Source organism: Xanthomonas arboricola pv. juglandis (genome assembly GCF_001013475.1).
Lineage (GTDB): Bacteria > Pseudomonadota > Gammaproteobacteria > Xanthomonadales > Xanthomonadaceae > Xanthomonas > Xanthomonas arboricola.
In genome coordinates this window covers 147,521-166,294 of sequence record NZ_JZEF01000006.1, presented here as the reverse complement: position 1 = coordinate 166,294, position 18,774 = coordinate 147,521, and the positions used below count along the sequence as shown (strand labels likewise).

Here is an 18,774-nt window from a genome sequence, read left to right as displayed (position 1 = left end):
CCGCCAAGGGTCCCGCAACCGGCAAGGACACCGCACCAGAAAGTTGGCCGCTTGATTTCTTGAAAGCGTCATTCCTGGCTTGCGCTGCGCCAGGCAATGAAAAGTTTGCAGCTTGCGTGCTGAAAGCCTGTCCACCGCTCTGCATGCAAAAGGGGAAAAGCTGGTCGACGCACAGTGATCCGACCAGCGCAGGTCATGCCCTGTTTGCAAACATGCACACCGACCATCTCGACAGGTCCTTGCCGGCCCACCGTCGCGGGACTACAAGGACGTACTTGCGGCGTGTCCCGCGATGGTGGGCGGGCAGGGGCCCTGCAACCAAGTCGCAGATCAACAATCAAAGCCAGGTGAGTCGAGTGCGCGGTGCCCTCACCGCTCGCGGGACACGCCGTGAACCCGTCCCTGGGGGCTCGGTGGCGGCATCCATGCCGCCACACGGTCCCGCAATCGGTGAGGGCACCGCACCAGACAGTTTGCTGGCTGTTTTGTTAAAAGCCATGCGCACCGAGCATCTCGATTGGTCCTTGTCCGCTCACCGTCGCGGGACCTTACGCGGCATGGATGCCGCGTAAGAGCCTACACGGACGTACTTGCGGCGTGTCCCGCGACGGTGGGCGGGCAAGGACCTTGCAGCCAAGTCGCCGATGCGTCGCTCTGCAGCTTTTCCATTCGCGCTATCCAGTACGACGCCCCAAGCACAGAGACTCGGCCGTGCTGGGCGGGCAAGGGCCCTGCAACCAGGCCGCAGATCTAGCGCCGTCGGCTGCGCCCACCTGGCGATGGGCAGCGTCGTTTGCCAGTCGCTCAAAGAAGTCGCGCCAACATCGAATGCATCAATCGCCCCGTCTCACCACCTGACACATCGCGGCGCTATCCTGTGCCCATGTTCAAGCCCGTCCGCCGCCTTATCGCGCCCGCCCCGCAGGTTGTCGAACGCGATTGCCTGCGCCTGCAGCTGGACGGGCGCGAGATCGCGGTGCTGCGCGTGCGCGACCCGCGTGCGCGGCGCATCAAGCTCAGTGTGGACGAACGCGGCGCGCGGCTGACCTTGCCACTGCGCGCAAGCCTGGTGGCCGGCGAACGCTTTCTGCAGGCGCATCTGGACTGGCTGAGCACGCAGTTGTCGCGTTATCAGCAGGTGGATGCGTTTCCGGCGTTGGAGCGTGGCGTGCCGGGGCTGCTGCCGTTACGCGGTGCCTTGTTGCCGCTGAGCTGGTACGACGGGCGCTACGCACGCATCGAGGTCACCGATGACGGCGCGCAGTTCCATGTGCCGACCCGGCTGGGCGATGCAGGCCTGCGCCGCACGCTGAAGGAATTCTACGAAGCGCAGGCGCGCGCCGATGTCGGCCGCTGGTTGCCGAGCTACCTGCCCGGCCTGCCGCGCGCCCCGGCGCGGGTGCGGCTGAAGGTGATGTCCTCGCAGTGGGGCTCGCTGGCACCGGATGGCTCGATGGCGCTGGATCTGGCGCTGGTGCTCGGCCGCCCGTCCGCGTTCGAATACGTGCTGGTGCACGAGCTCTGCCACCTGCTGCAGGCCAACCACTCGCCGGCGTTCTGGGCCGAGGTGGAACAGCGCTTTCCCGCCTGGCGCGACGAGCGCAGCTATTTCCACGAGCACGGCCGCCAGCTCAAGGCGCAACTGCGGCGGTTGTTGCAGGTGGAGTGAGGCCGGTCGTCGCGATGCAGTTGGCATCGCTGACGCTACCTGCCGGTGCTACCGGCACTGAGGTCTGCTGTCGCATGCAAGGCAACAAGCACGAGCGTCAGCGCCGTAGCATCGCGCAGGACGCATGCACGCATTCCACGCATCACGCGCGCGGCGGCGGCAACGACGCCAGAAATCCGTTGATCACCGCCGCCACCGCGTCCGGTGCTTCCATGTGCACATGGTGCGTGCCGGGCAACAGGTGCAGGCGTGCATCGCGCATCAGCGCCACGCGGTGATCGCGCAGGGCATCGGGGAAGTACACCTGCGCCGGCGTGGCGAAGATGGCCTGGGTCGGGCAGGCGATGGAGGCCAGCAGTACGTCGATCTGCGCTTCGGTCATGCGGATGGCGGTGGGCAAGGTCAGGCGCGGGTCGCTGCACCAGCTGTAGCCGCCTTCGACCGCGCAGACCCCGCGCTCCACCAGCAGCCGCGCGGCCGGTTCGGTGAGCTGGTTGGCCATCATGCGTGCGCGCACCGGCATCTCCATCGACGGAAACACCCGTAACGGCCGCTGCGCCAGCGTGCGTGCCGACGCCACCGCATCGCGCAGGCGGGTGGCGGTGCTCTCGACCGGCTCGGCCAGCGCGCCCAAGGCCTCGATCGCGATCAGTGCCTCGACGCGTTCCGGCGCCGCAGCGGCCAGCAGGCTGGCGACGCCGCCGCCCAGCGAGTGGCCGAGCACGCTGAAGCGCTCCCAGCCCAGCGCATCGGCCACCTGCAGCAGAATCGCGATCGCGCTGCTGAGCGTGTATTCGGCGCCGATGGGCAACCACGCGCTGTGGCCGTGGCCGGGCAGATCCAGCAACACCAGATCCAGGTCCTGCGCTTGCAGATGCGCGCTCAGCGGCAGGAAGCTGGCGGCATTGTCGAGCCAGCCATGCAGTGCCAGCACCCGGCGCGGGCCACGTTCGGGGTTGCGCAGCCCGGTGACCCGGCCGATCGCCAGGTCGCACGCAAACGGCTCCAACCTCACGCGCGTCGGGCCACTGCGGCCAGTGCCTGCGCATGCGCCGGGCTGGCGTTGAGGCAGGGGATGTAGCTGAGCGTGGCGCCGCGTTCGGCCAGCGTTTCGGCAAAGCCCAGCGCCACTTCCTCCAGGGTTTCCAGGCAGTCGGTGGCAAAACCCGGGCAGACCAGGTCGAAGCTGCGCACGCCGCCTTCGGCCAGTTTCCACAAGGTCGGCTCGGCATACGGCTGCAGCCAGCGTTCCGAACCGAAGCGCGACTGGTAGCCCATCTGCCATTCGTCCGCGCCCAGGCCGAGCGCGGTGACGATGGCCTGTGCGCTGCGCTCGCATTGCTGCGGATACGGGTCGCCGGCATTGGCCACGCGCTGCGGCAGGCCGTGGAAGGAGAACATCAGCTTCTCGCTGCGCCCGTGCGCCTGCCAGTGCGCGCGGATCGAATCGGCGATCGCCGCGACCCAGCCGGCGTCTTCGCAATAGTCCTGGATCACCTCGACCGCGATCTCCGGCGCGCTCGGGCGCCAGGCATCGATCACGTCCTGGATCGAGGCGGTGGTGGTGGTGGAATACTGCGGATACAGCGGCAGCACCACGATGCGCCTGATGCCGCGCGCGCGCAGGCCATCCAGCGTCTTGCGCAGCGCCGGGGTGCCATAGCGCATGGCCCACTCCACGTGCCAGTCCGGCATGACCTCTTTCAGGCCCTCGGCCAGGCGGCGCGTGTACACCGCCAGCGGTGAGCCATCCGGCAGCCAGACCTTGGCGTATTTCTCGGCCGACTTGGGCCCGCGGATCGGCAGGATCACCCCGTACAGCAGCGGCTTCCAGAACAGCGGCGGGATCGCGACCACGCGGCGGTCGCTGAGGAACTCGGCCAGGTAACGGCGCACGGCCGGGGCGGTGGGCGACTCGGGGGTGCCGAGATTGACGACCAGCAGGGCGGTATCGGGGGTGGTGTTCATGCGCACCATTCTGGCAGAGCGCAGCAGCGCTGCCGAGGACAGCGCATCGATCGCCGCCATTGACCGCCTCTGCCGCCTGGCTGCGCTCACCACCGATTCATTGCGCCACCACTAACGTCGCGCCATTGCTATCTTTGACGGATTGTCCTCTGGAGCTTGTCATGCCTCGTCTGTCGCGCCTGGCCCTGTTGTTGTCGCTGACCTTCGCCGCCGGCCATGCCGTCGCCGGCCCGGAAGAGGACCAGCGCGCGCGTAACGCGGTGCGCGTGCTCAACGAGATCATGAAGATCCCCGAGCAGGCGATCCCGGACAAGCTGCTCGACGAGGCGCGCGCCATCGTGGTCATCCCCGACACGCTCAAGGCCGGGCTGGTGATCGGCGGCCGGCGCGGGCATGGCCTGATGTCGATGAAGAATGCCGATGGCAGCTGGTCGCAGCCGGTGTTCGTCAAGCTCACCGGCGGCAGCATCGGCTTCCAGGCCGGCGTGCAATCCTCCGACGTGGTGCTGGTGTTCCGCAACGACCGCAGCCTGGACAACATCGTCAACGGCAAGTTCACCCTCGGTGCCGATGCCGGCGTGGCCGCCGGCCCGGTCGGCCGCAATGCCGCCGCCGCCACCGACGGTCAGCTCAAGGCCGAAATCTGGTCGTGGTCGCGCGCCCGTGGCCTGTTCGCCGGCGTGGCGCTGGACGGTGCGGTGCTGCAGATCGACGATGCCGCCGACCTCAACGCCTACGGTGGCGGCGCCACCCCGCGCATGATCTTCGAAGGCCGCACCAACGAGCGTGCCTCCACCGACGTGATCGCCTTCCGCGACCGCCTGGAAGAGGCGACCTACACCGCACGCGCCAATCGCGGTACCGATGGCAGCGCCGACGACGGCGCCAGCGCGCCGCGTCCGGCAACGCCGCCGCCGGCACAGGCGACCACCACGCCGCCGCCAGCGGTGAACGAGGCCAGCACCGTGCCGATGCAGCCCAGCACGACGCCACCGCCGCAGCAGGGCTTCCAGCCGGTGTCCGATGGCGAAATCCGTACCGAATCGCTGGACGGCAACCGCTGACAGGCTGTCATCCCCCTGCGCGGTGCGCTGGGGTATCCTGCGTCTTCCTTCTTCTTCAGCAAGCGAGCAGATCATGGGCGGTTTCAGCATTTGGCACTGGCTGATCGTGCTGGTGATCGTGTTGCTGGTGTTCGGTACCAAGCGGCTCACCAGCGGTGCCAAGGATCTCGGCAGCGCGGTCAAGGAATTCAAGAAAGGCATGCACGACGACGACAAGCCGGCCGGCAAGCTCGGTGACGACACCCGCACGGCGGAGCAGGCACGTGAAGCGCAGGCCGAGCGCGATCGCGACGCGCGTTGATCCGGAGCGGCGTCGGTGTTTGACATAGGTGTTGGCGAACTGACGCTGATTGCAATCGTCGCCCTGGTGGTGCTCGGTCCCGAGCGCCTGCCCAAGGCGGCCCGGTTTGCCGGACTGTGGGTGCGCCGCGCGCGCATGCAGTGGGATTCGGTCAAGCAGGAACTGGAGCGCGAGCTGGAAGCCGAAGAGCTCAAGCGCAGCCTGCAGGATGTGCAGGCCTCGCTGCGCGAAGCCGAAGACCAGCTGCGCAACAAGCAGCAGCATCTGGAGCAGGGCGCCCGCGCGCTGCACGACGAGGTGGGGCGCGATATCGATATCCGCAGCACGGCCACACCGGTGGCGACACCGCTGGAGCTGGCGCATGCGGATCTGTCGGCCGGGGCGACTGCCACGTCGGCAGCGGGCGCTGCGGATGCGGCCGACCATGAGGCCGCACCGGTCATTGCCCAGGCCCAGCCGATTGCGCCGGCGCCGTATCAAACCTTGATACCGGCCCCGCACGACACCGTGGTGCCGGCGCCGCATGCCGCGCATCTCAGCAGCACCAGCGCGCAGGCGCAGACGCCGGCCACCAACCCGCCGATGGAGCCGAGCACGCTGAAGGCGCCGACCGAGCCGGCTGCGCCGGGCAAGATCCAGGAGAAACAGCCGTGAGCCTGTTCGACGACGCACAGGCCGAAAGCAGTCTGATCGAGCATCTGGTCGAATTGCGCGCGCGCCTGGTGCGCGCCCTGATCGGCCTGGGCGTGGTGCTGCTGGCATTGCTGCCGTTCTCCCGCGCGATCTATTCGTGGCTGGCCGCACCGCTGATTTCGCAGCTGCCGCTGGGGCAGACGATGATCGCGATGAACCCGGCCGGCGCGTTCTTCGCACCGCTCAAGCTGACCTTCTTCGTGGCGGTGTTCGTCAGCGTGCCGTGGCTGCTGTACCAGGCCTGGGCCTTCGTGGCGCCGGGCCTGTACCAGCGCGAAAAGAAACTCGCATTCCCGCTGCTGGCCTCGGCAGTGGCGCTGTTCTACATCGGCTGCGCGTTCGCGTATTTTCTGGTGTTGCCGGCGGTGTTCCACTTTTTGACCACGTTCAAGCCGGACGTGATCGCCATTACTCCGGACGCCAATTCCTACCTGGATTTCGTGCTGGCGATCTTCTTCGCCTTCGGTGCGAGTTTCGAGTTGCCGGTGGCGTTGGTGATCCTGGTGCTGCTGGGCTGGGTCAGCCCCAAGCAGCTGAGCGAAGGCCGCGGCTATGCCATCGTCGGCATCTTCATCCTGGCCGCGGTGCTCACCCCGCCGGACGTGGTCTCGCAGCTAATGCTGGCCATCCCGATGTGCCTGCTCTACGAGCTGGGCATCATCGCCTCGCGCGCGGTGGGGCCGAAGCCCGCCTAGCGCACTCGCCGCGCTTAGGCGCGTGCCGACATGCAGCTGCGCAACCCGGCATCACCCGGACGCGATCACCCACGTAGGAGCGCACCTGGGCGCGACCGGGGCTCTCCTGAGGAAAGCTTCGTCGCGCCCAGGCGCGCTCCTACGGGTTTGGATGGTCAGGCGGCGAACACGTTCGCGCGAGCGAGGGCGTTCCCGGGGGACGCTTCGTCGCGCCCAGGTGCGCTCCTACGGATCAGGGCTTTGTTGTCGGCACATCCCGGATCAAGGCGATCAGGCGGCGAACACATCCGGGCGCGACGGCGCCGTGGGCTGCGCGGTTGCGCCTGCGTGGGTGAACATCTGCTTCCAGGCGGCGTACACCGAGCCGGCGAATACCGGCATCAGCACCGCCATCAGCAGCAGCTGGGCCAGCCACATCGCCACGGTCTGCCCGGCCACCAGGCCGACGATCAGCGCCACGATCATCACCGCGAAATAGATCGCGAAGATGGCGATGAAGGCCAGCACGAAGAACACCAGCATCGCCGGCAGGTTGTGCAGGCTGGCACGCAGGCTCTCGCGCAGCGCGTGGCCGCCGGTGCTGCGGTCGAACATCACCTGCGGCGGCATCACGAACAGCGCCAGCGTCATTGCCGCAAAGGTGGCGATGGTCAGCAGCAGCCACAGCAGGATGCGGCCGGCCGGCAGGCTGGCGGCCAGCTGCTCGATCTGCACCGGGTCCGGCTGCGCGCCGGACTGGCTGATCTGGTTGATCTTGATCATCACCTCGGACAACTGCTGCAGCCCGCTGGCGCCGATCATCACCAGCAGCAGCACGCCCAGCAGCAGGCCGGCGATCAGCTGCGGCAGCAGCGACACCAGCAGATGCGGCGCGCGGCCGTCCTGCAGGCCGTGCAGCAGATGCGACGGCTTGGCGATGCGGCCTTCGTCGACCTCGCGGATCGCCCACAGCAGGCCGCCCATGAACAGCGGGCCGGCCAGCACCAGCAGGAACTGCAGGGCCGGGCCCAGCAGCGGCACCAGCACCGACAGCGACACCACCAGGGTGGCCGCCACGCTCCAGATCACCCCCAGCGAGCCAAGCGCCAGCGGCGCCCGCTTCAACAGCGAGAAACCGGTCAACAGCCATTCTGCGCCGGCAGACGCCGGCACCTTGCGGATTTCGCTCATTCCCATTCCGGATCGATACGCACCGGACCATCCGGCGTGGCGCGATTATCGCTGCTTTTGCGTGTGTGCGGCGGGATGAGTGGTCACTGTTTGCAGGCCGCGTGCGTGATGCACGAACCGGCGCAGCAGCTTGCGGGCGATCGGCGCGGCGGTGACCTCGCGGGCGACCGTGCGGGCGCAGTGCCCGTGGCGGGCAATGCACTCGGCGCGCGCCTGCACATAGCCGCGCATGTGGTGGGTGGCGAACTCGGGGTGGAACTGCACGCCCCAGGTGGCCTGCCCCCAGCGGAAGGCATGGCAGCGGTCCTGTCGCGAATGCGCCAGCACGATGGCGCCGTCCGGGGCGCGCACCACGGTTTGCATGTGCGTGGCGTGCGCCGGGAAATGCGCCGGCAGGCCGGCAAACAACGGGTCCTGCTCGGCCGGCGGGTGCAATTCCAGCGCGATGGTGCCGGACTCGCGCCCGGCCGGGTTGTAATCGACTTCGCCGCCCAGCGCGTGCGCCAGCAGCTGGTGCCCGTAGCAGATACCGAGCAGCGGCATGCCCTGGTGGGCGGCATCGCGCAGCCAGGCGGCACTGCGTTCGCTCCAGTCGGCGCGGTCGGTGACGTAGGCGGCCGAGCCGCTGACGATGGTGCCGGCAAAGCCGTCACGGTCGGGCAGGCGGCCGCCGTTGGCGACATCGACGGCGACGGTCTCATGCTCGGCCAGCCCGGCCGCGACGCGGATCCAGTGCCGAAAACGGCCGTATCGCTTCATCTCCGGCACGGGATGCCCGGTTTCGATGATCAGGAACGGCAAGGCGGACATGCGGACGAAAATCCAGCAGCGACTGATGTGCCCGATTGTAGGCAGCTCCAGCCGGTTTTTTTCAAGTGGCGTGCCAACGCATGCAGCTAAGGTTATTCCGGATGGCTATGTGCTGATGGCTGGGGGGCGGGGAGCTGGCTACTTGCGCTGTGTGGATGTAAGAGCAGTGATGGCTGAGATGGTTTGTGCCATGTCGGTTGCCGACTCGGTTGCCGCGGTGATCGTGCGCCGCTGATCTGGTTGTACTCGGCCGTGCCGTGTACCTGGTCAATGGTGAGGCCGAGCCCCTGCCAATGGCGCAATGTGCGTGCCGACGTACCCTCATCCGCCCTTCGGGCAGCTCCTCCCCGTGGGAGAACGGAGCAAACGGTGGGAGAACGGAGCGAGCCCCTCTCCCGCCGAGCGAGAGGGCACGGCTTGCGCGCCACTGGCGCGCGTGCCTTGGAGCGCCCGCGTCGCAAACGCGGGCCGGGGCGCGGAGCGGGGGTTGGGGGTGAGGGTCGCCTGTGCCGATCACCGTGCAAGTCCCAGGCGATCCGCCTAGTCCCGCGGCGGCAACACCGACAACACCTCTTCCACCGTGGTCAGCCCGGCGGCCACCTTCTCCAGGCCGGTGCGCCGCAGCGTGCGCAAGCCCTCGCCACGTGCGGCATGGCTGAAGCTGGCCAGGTCGGTGTCGGCGCGGATCAGGCTGCGCAGGCGCGGGCTCACCGGCAGCAACTCGTACAGGCCGACACGGCCCAGATAGCCGGTGCGGCGGCATTCCAGGCAGCCGACCGGCGCGTGCACGTTCAGCACCTCCGGCAGCGCTTCGCCCGGCTCGCGGATCGCCGCCCACTCGTCGTCGCTGAGCGTATGCGGGCGCTTGCAGTGCACGCACAGGGTGCGCACCAGCCGCTGCGCCAGCACGCCGTTGAGCGTGGACGCCACCAGGTAATGCGGCACGCCCAGGTCCAGCAGGCGGGTGATCGCCGAGGCGGCGTCGTTGGTGTGCAGCGTCGATAGCACCAGATGCCCGGTGAGCGAGGCCTGCACCGCCATCTGCGCGGTCTCCAGGTCGCGGATTTCGCCGATCATGATGATGTCCGGGTCCTGGCGCAGCAGCGTGCGTACGCCGCTGGCGAAATCCAGGTCGATGTTCTGCTGCACCTGCATCTGGTTGAACTCGGGCGCGATCATTTCGATCGGGTCCTCCACGCTGCACACGTTCACGTCCGGCGTGGCCAGGCGCTTGAGCGTGGAATACAGCGTGGTGGTCTTGCCCGAGCCGGTCGGGCCGGTGACCAGCACGATGCCGTGCGGGCGCTCGACCAGCGCGCTCCAGCCGGCGGCCTCTTCCGGGCTGAAGCCGAGTTGCTCGATGCTCTTGAACGCCGAATCCGGGTCGAAGATACGCATCACGCACTTCTCGCCGAATGCGGTGGGCATCGTGGACAAGCGCATTTCCACCTCGCGCCCACCCGGCGACCGGGTCTTGATGCGGCCATCCTGCGGGCGGCGGCGTTCGGCCAGGTCCATGCGCCCGAGCACCTTGATGCGGCTGACCACCGCGGTCATCACCGACGGTGGTACTTCCAGCACCTTGTGCAGCACCCCGTCGATGCGGAAGCGCATGCGCCCTGCCTCGCGACGCGGCTCCAGATGGATGTCGCTGGCCCGCTGTTCGTAGGCGTACTGCAGCAGCCAGTCGACGATATGCACGATGTGGTGGTCGTCGGCATTGACGTCGCCGGCGCGGCCCAGTTCCACCAGCTGCTCGAAACTGGGCAGGCCGGCACCCGGTTCGGCGCTGCGCACATCGCCGCGCGCGCCGCGCACCGACTGGGTCACGCCGAAGAACTCCATCGTGTAGCGATGCAGGTCCAGCGGGTTGATCAGTGCCAGCTCGATGCGACGCCGGCTCAGATGCTGCACGTCGGCCAGCCATTCCAGCGCCAGCGGCTCGCTGGTGGCGATCAGCACGCGCTCGGCATCCAGCGCCAGCGGCAGGATGCGGTGGCGGCGCGCATACGCATGCGAGACCACACCGGTGACCGCGGCCACATCGATGCGGGTGGGATCGATGCGCAGATAGCGCAGGCCGGTGCGGGTGGCCAGCCATTCGGTCAGCCGTTCCAGCCCGAGTTCGCCGGCCGGCGGCTGCGCGGCATGCAGCTTGAGATTGGCCAGCAGCACCAGCGGATGCACCTCGCTGGCATTGCGCACGCCGGCGGCGGAGAACTGCACGCGCTCGTGTTCGTGCGGCACCACCATGCCATCGGCGAGCAACGCGGCAGCCACCGGGTCGAACATCAACCGGCCGCGCGGCAGGATCGCCGCTGCGCTGTCTGGATCGGCCGTACGCCGCTGTTCCATGTTCGATGTTCCCCTGCGGCGGTGCTCCGCGGCAAAGCGCTGCGGGTCGGCCGGTATACTAGCGCACCCCTTCCGCACGGCCTTTGCTGCATGTCCGATTCCCGGCGCGTTCCAATCACTTTCCAGGGCCTGATCCAGACCCTCAACCAGTACTGGGCCGAGCAAGGCTGTGTGCTGATCCAGCCGCTGGACCTGGAAGTGGGCGCAGGCACGTTCCATCCGGCCACCTTCCTGCGCGCGCTGGGATCGGAGCCGTGGAATGCGGCCTACGTGCAGCCCTCGCGCCGCCCCACGGACGGCCGCTACGGCGAAAACCCCAACCGTCTGCAGCGCTACTACCAGTACCAGGTGGCGATGAAGCCCAACCCGGACAACATCCAGGACCTGTACCTGGGGTCGCTCAAGGCCCTGGGCATCGATCCGCTGGTGCACGACCTGCGCTTTGTCGAGGACAACTGGGAATCGCCGACCCTCGGCGCCTGGGGCCTGGGCTGGGAGGTCTGGCTCAACGGCATGGAAGTCACCCAGTTCACCTACTTCCAGCAGGCCGGCGGACTGGAGTGCAAGCCGGTGCTCGGTGAGATCACCTACGGGCTGGAGCGGCTGTGCATGTACCTGCAGAGCTGCGACAACGTCTACGACCTGGTGTGGACCTACGGCCCGGACGGCACGCCGGTGAGCTACGGCGATGTCTATCACCAGAACGAGGTGGAGCAGAGCGCCTACAACTTCGAGCATGCCAACGTGGCCGAGCTGTTCCATCGCTTCGACGCCTGCGAAGCCGAAGCCAGGCACCTGGTCGAGGTCGGCCTGCCATTGCCGGCCTACGAACAGGTCACCAAGGCCAGCCATGCGTTCAACCTGCTGGATGCGCGCCGCGCGATCAGCGTGACCGAACGCCAGCGCTACATCCTGCGCGTGCGCGCGCTGGCGCAGGGCGTGGCACAGGCGTATTACGCACAACGCGAGAAGCTGGGCTTTCCCGGAGTGAAGAAGTAACCAAAGCCCCTCTCTCCCGTGAGAGGGGTTGGGGTGAGGGGACGGAGGCGCAGCCTTCCTGCACCCAGACTCCACAGAGCTTCGCTCGCACCCTCATCCGCCTCTTCGGGGCACCTTCTCCCGACGGGAGAAGGAACCCGCAAGCCCCTCTCCCCTCGGGAGAGGGGTCGGGGTGAGGGGGCGAGTAGCAGCCCTCCTGCACCCAAACTCCACAGAGCTTCGCCCGTACCCTCATCCGCCCCTTCGGGGCACCTTCTTCCGACCGGAGAAGGGAACACGTAAAGGTCCACGTCTTATGAGCGAACAACTTCCCCTGCTGATCGAACTGGGCACCGAAGAGCTGCCGGTCAAGGCGCTGCCGGGTCTGGCGCAGGCTTTCTTCGATGGCGTGCTGCACGGTCTGGAAAAACGCGGCGTCGCGGTCACCCGTGGCGATGCCAAGCCGCTGTCCACACCACGCCGCCTGGCGGTGCTGCTGCCGGGCGTGGCCACCGAGCAGCCCGAGCAGCGCTCCGAAGTGCTGGGCCCGTATCTCAACATCGCGCTGGATGCCGAGGGCAAGCCGACCAAGGCGCTGGCCGGTTTCGCCGCCAAGGCAGGGATCGACTGGACCGCGCTGGAGCGCACCAGCGACGCCAAGGGCGAGCGCTTCGTGCACCGCGCGGTGACGCCGGGCGCGCGCACTGCCGACCTGCTGCCCGACATCCTGCGCGAAGCCATCGCCGCGATGCCGATCCCCAAGCCGATGCGCTGGGGCGCGCACGAATACGCCTTCGCGCGACCGGTGCAATGGCTGGTGCTGCTGTTCGGCGATAGCGTGGTTCCGGCCCAGCTGCTGGGCGTGCGTGGCGATCGCCTCAGCCGCGGGCATCGTTTCATGCATCAGGGCGAGGTGTCGCTGGCGGCACCGGGCGATTACATCGAGGCCTTGCGCGCGGCGCATGTGCTGGTGGATGCGGACGCACGCCGTGCGCGCATCGTCGTAGAGGTCGAAGCCGCCGCCAGGCAGGCCGGCGGCAGTGCGCGCATCAGCGACGACAACCTGGAGCAGGTGGTCAACCTGGTCGAATGGCCGTCGGCGGTGCTGTGCAGTTTCGAGCGCGACTTCTTGGCGGTGCCGCAGGAAGCGCTGATCGAAACCATGGAGATCAACCAGAAATTCTTCCCGGTGCTGGACGACGGCGGCAAGTTGACCGAGCAGTTCATCGGCATCGCCAATATCGCCTCCAAGGACGTGGCCGAAGTCGCCAAGGGCTACGAGCGGGTGATCCGTCCGCGGTTTGCCGATGCCAAGTTCTTCTTCGACGAAGACCTCAAGCAGGGCCTGGAGGCGATGGGCGCGGGCCTGGCCAGCGTGACCTACCAGGCCAAGCTGGGTACGGTGGCCGACAAGGTGGCGCGTGTGGCGGCGCTGGCCGAGACGATCGCGCCGCAGGTGGGCGCGGATCCGGCGCAGGCGCGCCGCGCCGCGCAGCTGGCCAAGAACGATCTGCAATCGCGCATGGTCAACGAATTCCCGGAGCTGCAGGGCATTGCCGGGCGTCATTACGCCAAGGCCGCCGGTGAGCCGAGCGAGATTTCGCTGGCGATCGACGAGGCCTACCAGCCGCGCTTTGCCGGCGACGACATCGCACTGTCGCCGCTGGGCAAGGTGCTGGCGATTGCCGAACGGCTGGATACCTTGGCCGGTGGCTTTGCGGCCGGTTTGAAGCCGACCGGCAACAAGGACCCGTTCGCGCTGCGGCGCAATGCCCTGGGGTTGGCGCGTACGGTGATTGAGAGTGGGTTTGATCTGGACCTCAAGGATTTGCTCTATCACGCCTACAGCTCTGCAAAACAGTCGATGTCTGAGGTTGTGCTGCGGCAGAAAAAAGATGTTGCAGACAAAGCACGTGCGTCAGGTGTAGATGCCCCCACGTCACATGCGAATCAGCGATCGCTGCATTTGGAAGAATTGGCTGAGCTCTTCGACTTCATCCTCGACCGCCTACGCGGCTACTACGCAGACAAAGGCGTTCCTGCCACGCATTTCAACGCGGTCGCCGCACTGTTCTCGGTCGCGCCCGAGGGCGCTCCTACAGGGCTCGTAGGAGCGCACCTGGGCGCGACCCACGGTTCCCTCTACGACTTCGACCGCCGTATCGATGCGATCGGCATCTTCGCCACGCTGCCCGAAGCCGAGGCCCTGGCGGCAGCCAACAAGCGCATCCGCAACATCCTGCGCAAGGTTGAAGGCGAGATCCCCGGCGACATCGACACCAGCCTGCTGCGCGAACCGGCCGAAGAAGCCCTGGCCGAAGCGGTGGAAGCGGCCATCGGCGATACCGGCGATGCGCTGCACCGGCACGACTACGTCGCCGTGCTCGCACGCCTGGCGCGGTTGCGCCCACAGGTGGACGCGTTCTTCGATGGCGTGATGGTCAATGCCGAAGACGCGCAACTGCGCGCCAATCGCCTGGCCCTGCTGAAGAAGCTCGGCGACCGCCTCGGCAGCGTCGCCGCCATCGAGCATCTGTCCAGCTAATGGCTGCGTCCGCCGGCGCGGTGCACTGGCAGACCGCGCAGGCCGCGTTGGCACGCCGCGACCTGGCTATGGCGGCGTCTGCGTTGCAGGCGCTGCTGGAGGTGGAGCCGGCGCATGTGGCGGCCCGCGTGCTGCTGGCCGGCACCGTGCTGGCCAATGGCAGGATGCGCGAGGCGGTTGCGCAGCTGCGGCTGGCGGCAGGCGATCTGGGCGACGACGTGGCGATGCGTTGCCGCGTGGCGCAGGCCTTGTTGCGGGTCGGCGAGCATCGCGCACTGCATGCCTTGCTGCGGCACCCATCAGTGACGCAGTGCCAGGACGGCGCGACCTTGGCCTTGCTCGCGCACGTGCATCAATCCCTGGGCGAACACGCCGACGCACTTGCGATGATGCAGCGTGCGCAGGCCTGCGGATTCGATGGACCGGATTTTCGTTTCTTCCTTGCGGTGCAGTTGCAGTTCAATGGTCGCCTCGATGAAGCAGCGCAGGCGCTGGAGCATGCGCTGGCGCACACGCCCGGCTATGGCCGCGCGGCGTTGACGCGTGCGCGCCTGCGCCGGCAGAGCGCCAGCAGCAACCATGTGGAACAACTGCGTCGGCAGTTGCAGCTCGCCAAGCCCGACAGCGAAGATCGCGCCGGGCTGGCGTTCGCGCTGTACAAGGAGCTGGAAGACCTCGGCCAGACCGAGGCCGCCTGGGACGCGTTGCAGCATGGCAACGCGGTGATGCATGCACGCCTGCGTCACGACGCCGACGCCGAGGCGGCGTTGTACGCGCAGCTGGGTGCGCTGGCCGACCAGGGCCTGTTCGCCGCGCAGCAAGCCCCTGTCGCGCACGGCCCGCAACCAATCTTCGTGCTCGGTTTGCCGCGCTCGGGCACCACGGTGCTGGAGCGGATGCTGGGCAATCATTCCCAGGTGGTTTCGGCTGGCGAATTGAACGACTTCGGCCATCAACTGCGTTGGGGCGCCGACCAGGCCGGTCGCAGCCTGCTGGATGCGCGCCTGCTGCAGGCCTTGCCGACGCTGGACTACGCGCAGATCGGCGCGCGTTACCTGGAACAGACGCAATGGCGGGCCGGATCGGCACGCTGGTACATCGACAAGTTACCAGCCAATGCAGTGGCGATCGGCGCGATTGCGCGCGCCTTGCCGGGGGCATTGATCGTGCATCTGGTGCGCGAGCCGATGGCGGTGTGCTTCTCCAATTACCGCGCGCTGTTCGGCGACTCCTACGCCTACAGCTACGACCTGCACACGCTGGCGCACCATTATCAGGCGTATCACGCCCTGATGGCGCAATGGCGCGCGGCATTGCCGGGCCGGGTGATCGATGTGGACTATGCGCAGATGGTGCGCGATCCATCCACGGTGTTGCAGCAGTTGATGGCGCGCTGCGGGCTGCAGATCGAGCCCGGGCAGATCGATATCACCCGCAATGCGGCCGCATCGGCCACGCTGAGCAGCGTGCAGGTACGCGAAGGCGTGCATGGGCGCAACGTCGAAGAATGGCGGCGCTACGCCACGCAGCTGGAACCACTGCGGCAGGCCTTGTTGCATGCCGGCCTGATCCAGACCGACGCACGCTGACAGCGGCCTGCGGAACGTCGCGAGCACGCTGCCGCGATGCATGCGGCGTGCTCGCAAGCGAAACGCTTGCGTGTCGGCTGCTTCGGCTGCGCATCTTTTTGGCCACTCCAAGTTCGCCCACTCGCAGCAGCGGCGATCCCCGAGCGCTCGAGTCGAAACCACTTACCCTAAAAAGACCGACGGCAGCCCCATGGCTGCCGTCGGCAGATACCGCCTTTGCTGACTCAATGTGCGCCGAAACGCCAGTTGAGCTCCAGCATGTAGGAACGCCCGTAACCGGTGTAGCTGAAGATGTTGTAGTACGGATAGCTGGTGTAGGTGCGGTCGCGGGGCGGCCGGGTGTTGGCCAGGTTGTTGACCGTCGCCGTCAGCGAGATGTCGTCGTTGACCGCATAGTCCAGCGTGGCATTGAGCCTCGTCCACGCACCGACCTTGCGTGCGCCTTCCACCGCATAGCCATCGGTGCTTTGTTGCGCCACGAAGTTGGGCGTGCGCCCATTGCGCTGAGCGAACAGCGTGGTGGTCCATGCATCCTTCTGCCACGTGACCGAGGCATTGACGATGCTGCGGAACTCGGAGGAGAAGAACGGTTCGCTGAGCAGATCGCGCACCGGGTCCTGCGGGAACTGCTGGCTTTCGTGCTTGAGGGTGAGGTTGTATTGCGCATCGAAGACGAACAGGCCCCAGGAGTCGGTAGCCAGGTTGTACGTCGCCTTGCTGAGCACGCCGGAGATCTCCTCGTTGGAGATATTGATCGGGTTGATGCGGATGTTGCTCAAGCGGTTGGGTACCGGCGCATCGGCTGCGGTGCGATCGATGCGCGACAGCGCGTCCACGCAGGTGGGCGAGCTGATGTCCAGGCTGCCGAGACGGCAGGCCGATTCGGTCTGCAGCAGGTTGTCGGTGCTCAGGTCGCTGACCTTGTCATCGATCTTGATGTTGTAGTAATCGGCATTGACGCTGAAGCGTGCGCTCGGCGACCACACCACGCCATAGCCCCAGGATTTGGCGGTGATCGACTGCAGGTCGCGATTGCCGGCGCGGCGTCCGGCGATCGAGGTGCCACCATAGGTGCAGTCGGCGATCGGCACGTTGGGTTCTTCGAGTGCGCAACGGTAGTAATCGTTGACGCCCTGGAAGAAGCCGCTGTCGCCAGCGAAGGAAAACGCCATGTCCGGTGCCTTGAACGCAGTGGCGTAGTTGCCGCGGAACAGCAGCGAATCGATCGGACGGAATTCCAGCGCGGCCTTGTAGGTGAACTTGGAATCACCACCGCCGCCCTGGTTTTTGTAGTCGTCGTAACGGCCCGACAGATTGGCGGTCAAGGTGCTCAGGATCGGTACGCGCATCTCGAACGCCGCCGCCCAGTTCTCGCGCTTGCCGCTGCCCTGGGTGCCGGTCAGCTGGTAGAAGTCGCCAGCGATCACGCGTTGATCGGTCGGGTTTTCCCAATACTGGTTGCCCGCCTGCAGCACGCCGGCCACGCCGACCGCGCCGGCCGGCAGGTTGAACAACTCGGTGTTGGTGAGCTGCAGGTTGAGGTTCTGGGTCCAGGTCCGGGACTTGGTGCGGATCTCGTCGTTGAAGCTGCGGTATTGCGCCGGCGTCAAGGCGCGATAGAAGTTGGCATCGTTGGGCGAATAGATCGGGTAACCGTAGTACTCGCCTTGCTGGGCGCCCAGGAACTGCTCGCGGAAGAAGTCCTCGATGCGATCGGCCAGCGGCCATTGCTGGCGGCTGTCGATGCGGTACTCGGCGCGTGCGTAGTACGCATCGTAGGTCCAGTTGCTGGCGCCCAGCCCGCCCTTGATGCCGGCGGCGATATTGTAGGAATCGGCAGTCTGGCGATCGTTGTTGAAGTCCAGGTTGCCGGTCTCTTCAGGCGCAAAGATGCGCTGGTAGCCTTCCAGCTGCTGGCTGTCCTGGTTGTAGAACAAGCCGCCGGTGTCGGATGAGGTCTGCCAGAAGCGTGGGCCGCTGTTGACCTCCACCTTGGTGCGATTGAGCAGCAGCGTCGCGTAGCCCTGGGTGTTGTCGTTGAAGGCGTAGGTCAGGTTGGCGTAGCCGCTGGCGCTGCGTTCCTTATTGAGGATGCTGGCGTAACCGGGCTCGGTGCGGCTGCTGCAGAAGTTGCCGCGATTGGCGCGGTTGTCGTATTGCACCGAGCCGTTGAACAGCGGGCCCAGTGCATCGCAGTTGGCGGCGCTGGGGTCGATGTAGGTGGTTGGCGTGTTGTGCAGCGCGATGCGCGAGCCGTAGCGCAGCGTGGGGTCCGGATTGTCGGAGGTGGAATCGAAGTCGCGCCGCTGGAAGCCGTAGATCGGGTCCTGGTTGTTGAGCTGCAGGCCCCAGACGATATCGGCCTTGCCGAGGGTGCTGCCGCCGGTGAGCTGGAAGCGCTGGTTGTTGCCGCCGCCGCCGTCGTAGGTGCCCATGCGGTAATTCATCTGCACACCGTCGACGTGCTTCTTCAGGATGATGTTGACCACGCCGGCAATGGCGCTGGAGCCGTAGATCGAGGACTGGTTGCCCGGCGCCACGTCGATGCGTTCGACCATGCCCACCGGCACGCTGGCCAGGTCGACGAAGTTGCTCTGTCCGTTGTAGAGCAGCGGGTAATCGGCCATCGGCCGGCCGTCGATCAGCACCAGGGTGAAGCCGGGATCCAGGCCGAGCAGACTCAGCGATTTGGCGCCGGCGGTGAAGCCGCCACTGAACTGACCGTCCTGCACCGAGCCGGTAGCCATCGGTTGCGAGCGCAGCACGTCGTAGACGTCCTTGAAGCCGCGGCGCTGGATGTCCTGAGCGGTGATCGAAAACACCGGGGTCGCGGTTTCGACCTGGGAACGGGGAATCAACGACCCTGTCACCGTGACCTTGTCCAGTTGAGTCACTTCACCTGAATCCTGTGCCATCGCAAGCGATGGCATGGTCAGG

Annotated in this window: 14 protein-coding genes; 8 read left to right on the top strand and 6 right to left on the bottom strand. The window is 66.9% G+C overall.

The features are described 5' to 3' along the window. Positions 1-883: 883 nt before the first annotated feature. Complete coding sequence (locus XARJCFBP2528_RS19970; RefSeq protein ID WP_047125031.1) at positions 884-1,669, top strand: YgjP family zinc-dependent metalloprotease; 786 nt, start codon at positions 884-886, stop codon at positions 1,667-1,669. A 142-nt stretch (positions 1,670-1,811) separates the two neighbouring features. On the opposite strand, the gene XARJCFBP2528_RS19965 is transcribed toward XARJCFBP2528_RS19970, so the two are convergent. Both XARJCFBP2528_RS19965 and hemH read right to left on the bottom strand, forming a co-directional pair. After that, positions 1,812-2,678 carry an alpha/beta fold hydrolase gene (locus XARJCFBP2528_RS19965; RefSeq protein WP_047125030.1) on the bottom strand — a complete coding sequence of 289 codons (867 nt, stop codon included), beginning with the start codon at positions 2,676-2,678 and terminating at the stop codon, positions 1,812-1,814. Between the two features lie 2 nt (positions 2,679-2,680). Then, entirely contained in the window at positions 2,681-3,646 is a 966-nt protein-coding gene (hemH, locus tag XARJCFBP2528_RS19960; protein ID WP_047125056.1) for a ferrochelatase, read from the bottom strand. 152 nt (positions 3,647-3,798) lie between these two features. Here hemH and XARJCFBP2528_RS19955 point away from each other — a divergent pair, with 152 nt between their 5' ends. From XARJCFBP2528_RS19955 to tatC, 4 genes are all read left to right on the top strand, one after another. After that, positions 3,799-4,701 carry a lipid-binding SYLF domain-containing protein gene (locus XARJCFBP2528_RS19955; RefSeq protein WP_016904257.1) on the top strand — a complete coding sequence of 301 codons (903 nt, stop codon included), beginning with the start codon at positions 3,799-3,801 and terminating at the stop codon, positions 4,699-4,701. 73 nt (positions 4,702-4,774) lie between these two features. After that, on the top strand, positions 4,775-5,002 hold the full coding sequence (gene tatA, locus XARJCFBP2528_RS19950; RefSeq protein WP_016904256.1) for a Sec-independent protein translocase subunit TatA: 228 nt from the start codon (positions 4,775-4,777) through the stop codon (positions 5,000-5,002). A gap of 15 nt (positions 5,003-5,017) precedes the next feature. Beyond that, positions 5,018-5,656, top strand: coding sequence for a Sec-independent protein translocase protein TatB (gene tatB, locus XARJCFBP2528_RS19945; protein WP_026064758.1), 639 nt, complete (start codon positions 5,018-5,020; stop codon positions 5,654-5,656). After that, positions 5,653-6,390, top strand: coding sequence for a twin-arginine translocase subunit TatC (gene tatC, locus XARJCFBP2528_RS19940; protein ID WP_016904254.1), 738 nt, complete (start codon positions 5,653-5,655; stop codon positions 6,388-6,390). The genes tatB and tatC overlap by 4 nt, the downstream gene beginning before the upstream one ends. Before the next feature lie 270 nt (positions 6,391-6,660). Here the strand turns inward: tatC and XARJCFBP2528_RS19935 are convergent, their stop codons facing one another. From XARJCFBP2528_RS19935 to XARJCFBP2528_RS19925, 3 genes are all read right to left on the bottom strand, one after another. Then, complete coding sequence (locus XARJCFBP2528_RS19935) at positions 6,661-7,560, bottom strand: BPSS1780 family membrane protein (RefSeq protein ID WP_016904253.1); 900 nt, start codon at positions 7,558-7,560, stop codon at positions 6,661-6,663. A 45-nt stretch (positions 7,561-7,605) separates the two neighbouring features. Next, complete coding sequence (locus XARJCFBP2528_RS19930; protein WP_016904252.1) at positions 7,606-8,370, bottom strand: glutamine amidotransferase; 765 nt, start codon at positions 8,368-8,370, stop codon at positions 7,606-7,608. 540 nt (positions 8,371-8,910) lie between these two features. Beyond that, positions 8,911-10,725: a GspE/PulE family protein gene (locus XARJCFBP2528_RS19925; RefSeq protein WP_016904251.1), complete on the bottom strand. Its 1,815-nt coding sequence runs from the start codon at positions 10,723-10,725 to the stop codon at positions 8,911-8,913. A 90-nt stretch (positions 10,726-10,815) separates the two neighbouring features. Between XARJCFBP2528_RS19925 and glyQ the strand changes: the two genes are divergently transcribed. The 3 genes from glyQ to XARJCFBP2528_RS19910 all read left to right on the top strand — a co-directional run bounded on the left by glyQ (position 10,816) and on the right by XARJCFBP2528_RS19910 (position 15,837). Next, positions 10,816-11,724: a glycine--tRNA ligase subunit alpha gene (gene glyQ, locus XARJCFBP2528_RS19920; protein WP_016904250.1), complete on the top strand. Its 909-nt coding sequence runs from the start codon at positions 10,816-10,818 to the stop codon at positions 11,722-11,724. A 295-nt stretch (positions 11,725-12,019) separates the two neighbouring features. Next, the gene (gene glyS / locus XARJCFBP2528_RS19915) at positions 12,020-14,248 is read left to right on the top strand and encodes a glycine--tRNA ligase subunit beta (protein WP_016903876.1); all 2,229 of its coding nucleotides are present in this window, start codon (positions 12,020-12,022) and stop codon (positions 14,246-14,248) included. Then, positions 14,248-15,837, top strand: coding sequence for a tetratricopeptide repeat-containing sulfotransferase family protein (locus XARJCFBP2528_RS19910; protein ID WP_047125029.1), 1,590 nt, complete (start codon positions 14,248-14,250; stop codon positions 15,835-15,837). Before glyS ends, XARJCFBP2528_RS19910 begins: the two co-directional genes overlap by 1 nt. Positions 15,838-16,061: 224 nt before the next feature. Here XARJCFBP2528_RS19910 and XARJCFBP2528_RS19905 read toward each other — a convergent pair whose 3' ends face one another. After that, complete coding sequence (locus XARJCFBP2528_RS19905; RefSeq protein ID WP_026064665.1) at positions 16,062-18,752, bottom strand: TonB-dependent receptor domain-containing protein; 2,691 nt, start codon at positions 18,750-18,752, stop codon at positions 16,062-16,064. Positions 18,753-18,774: the final 22 nt, after the last annotated feature.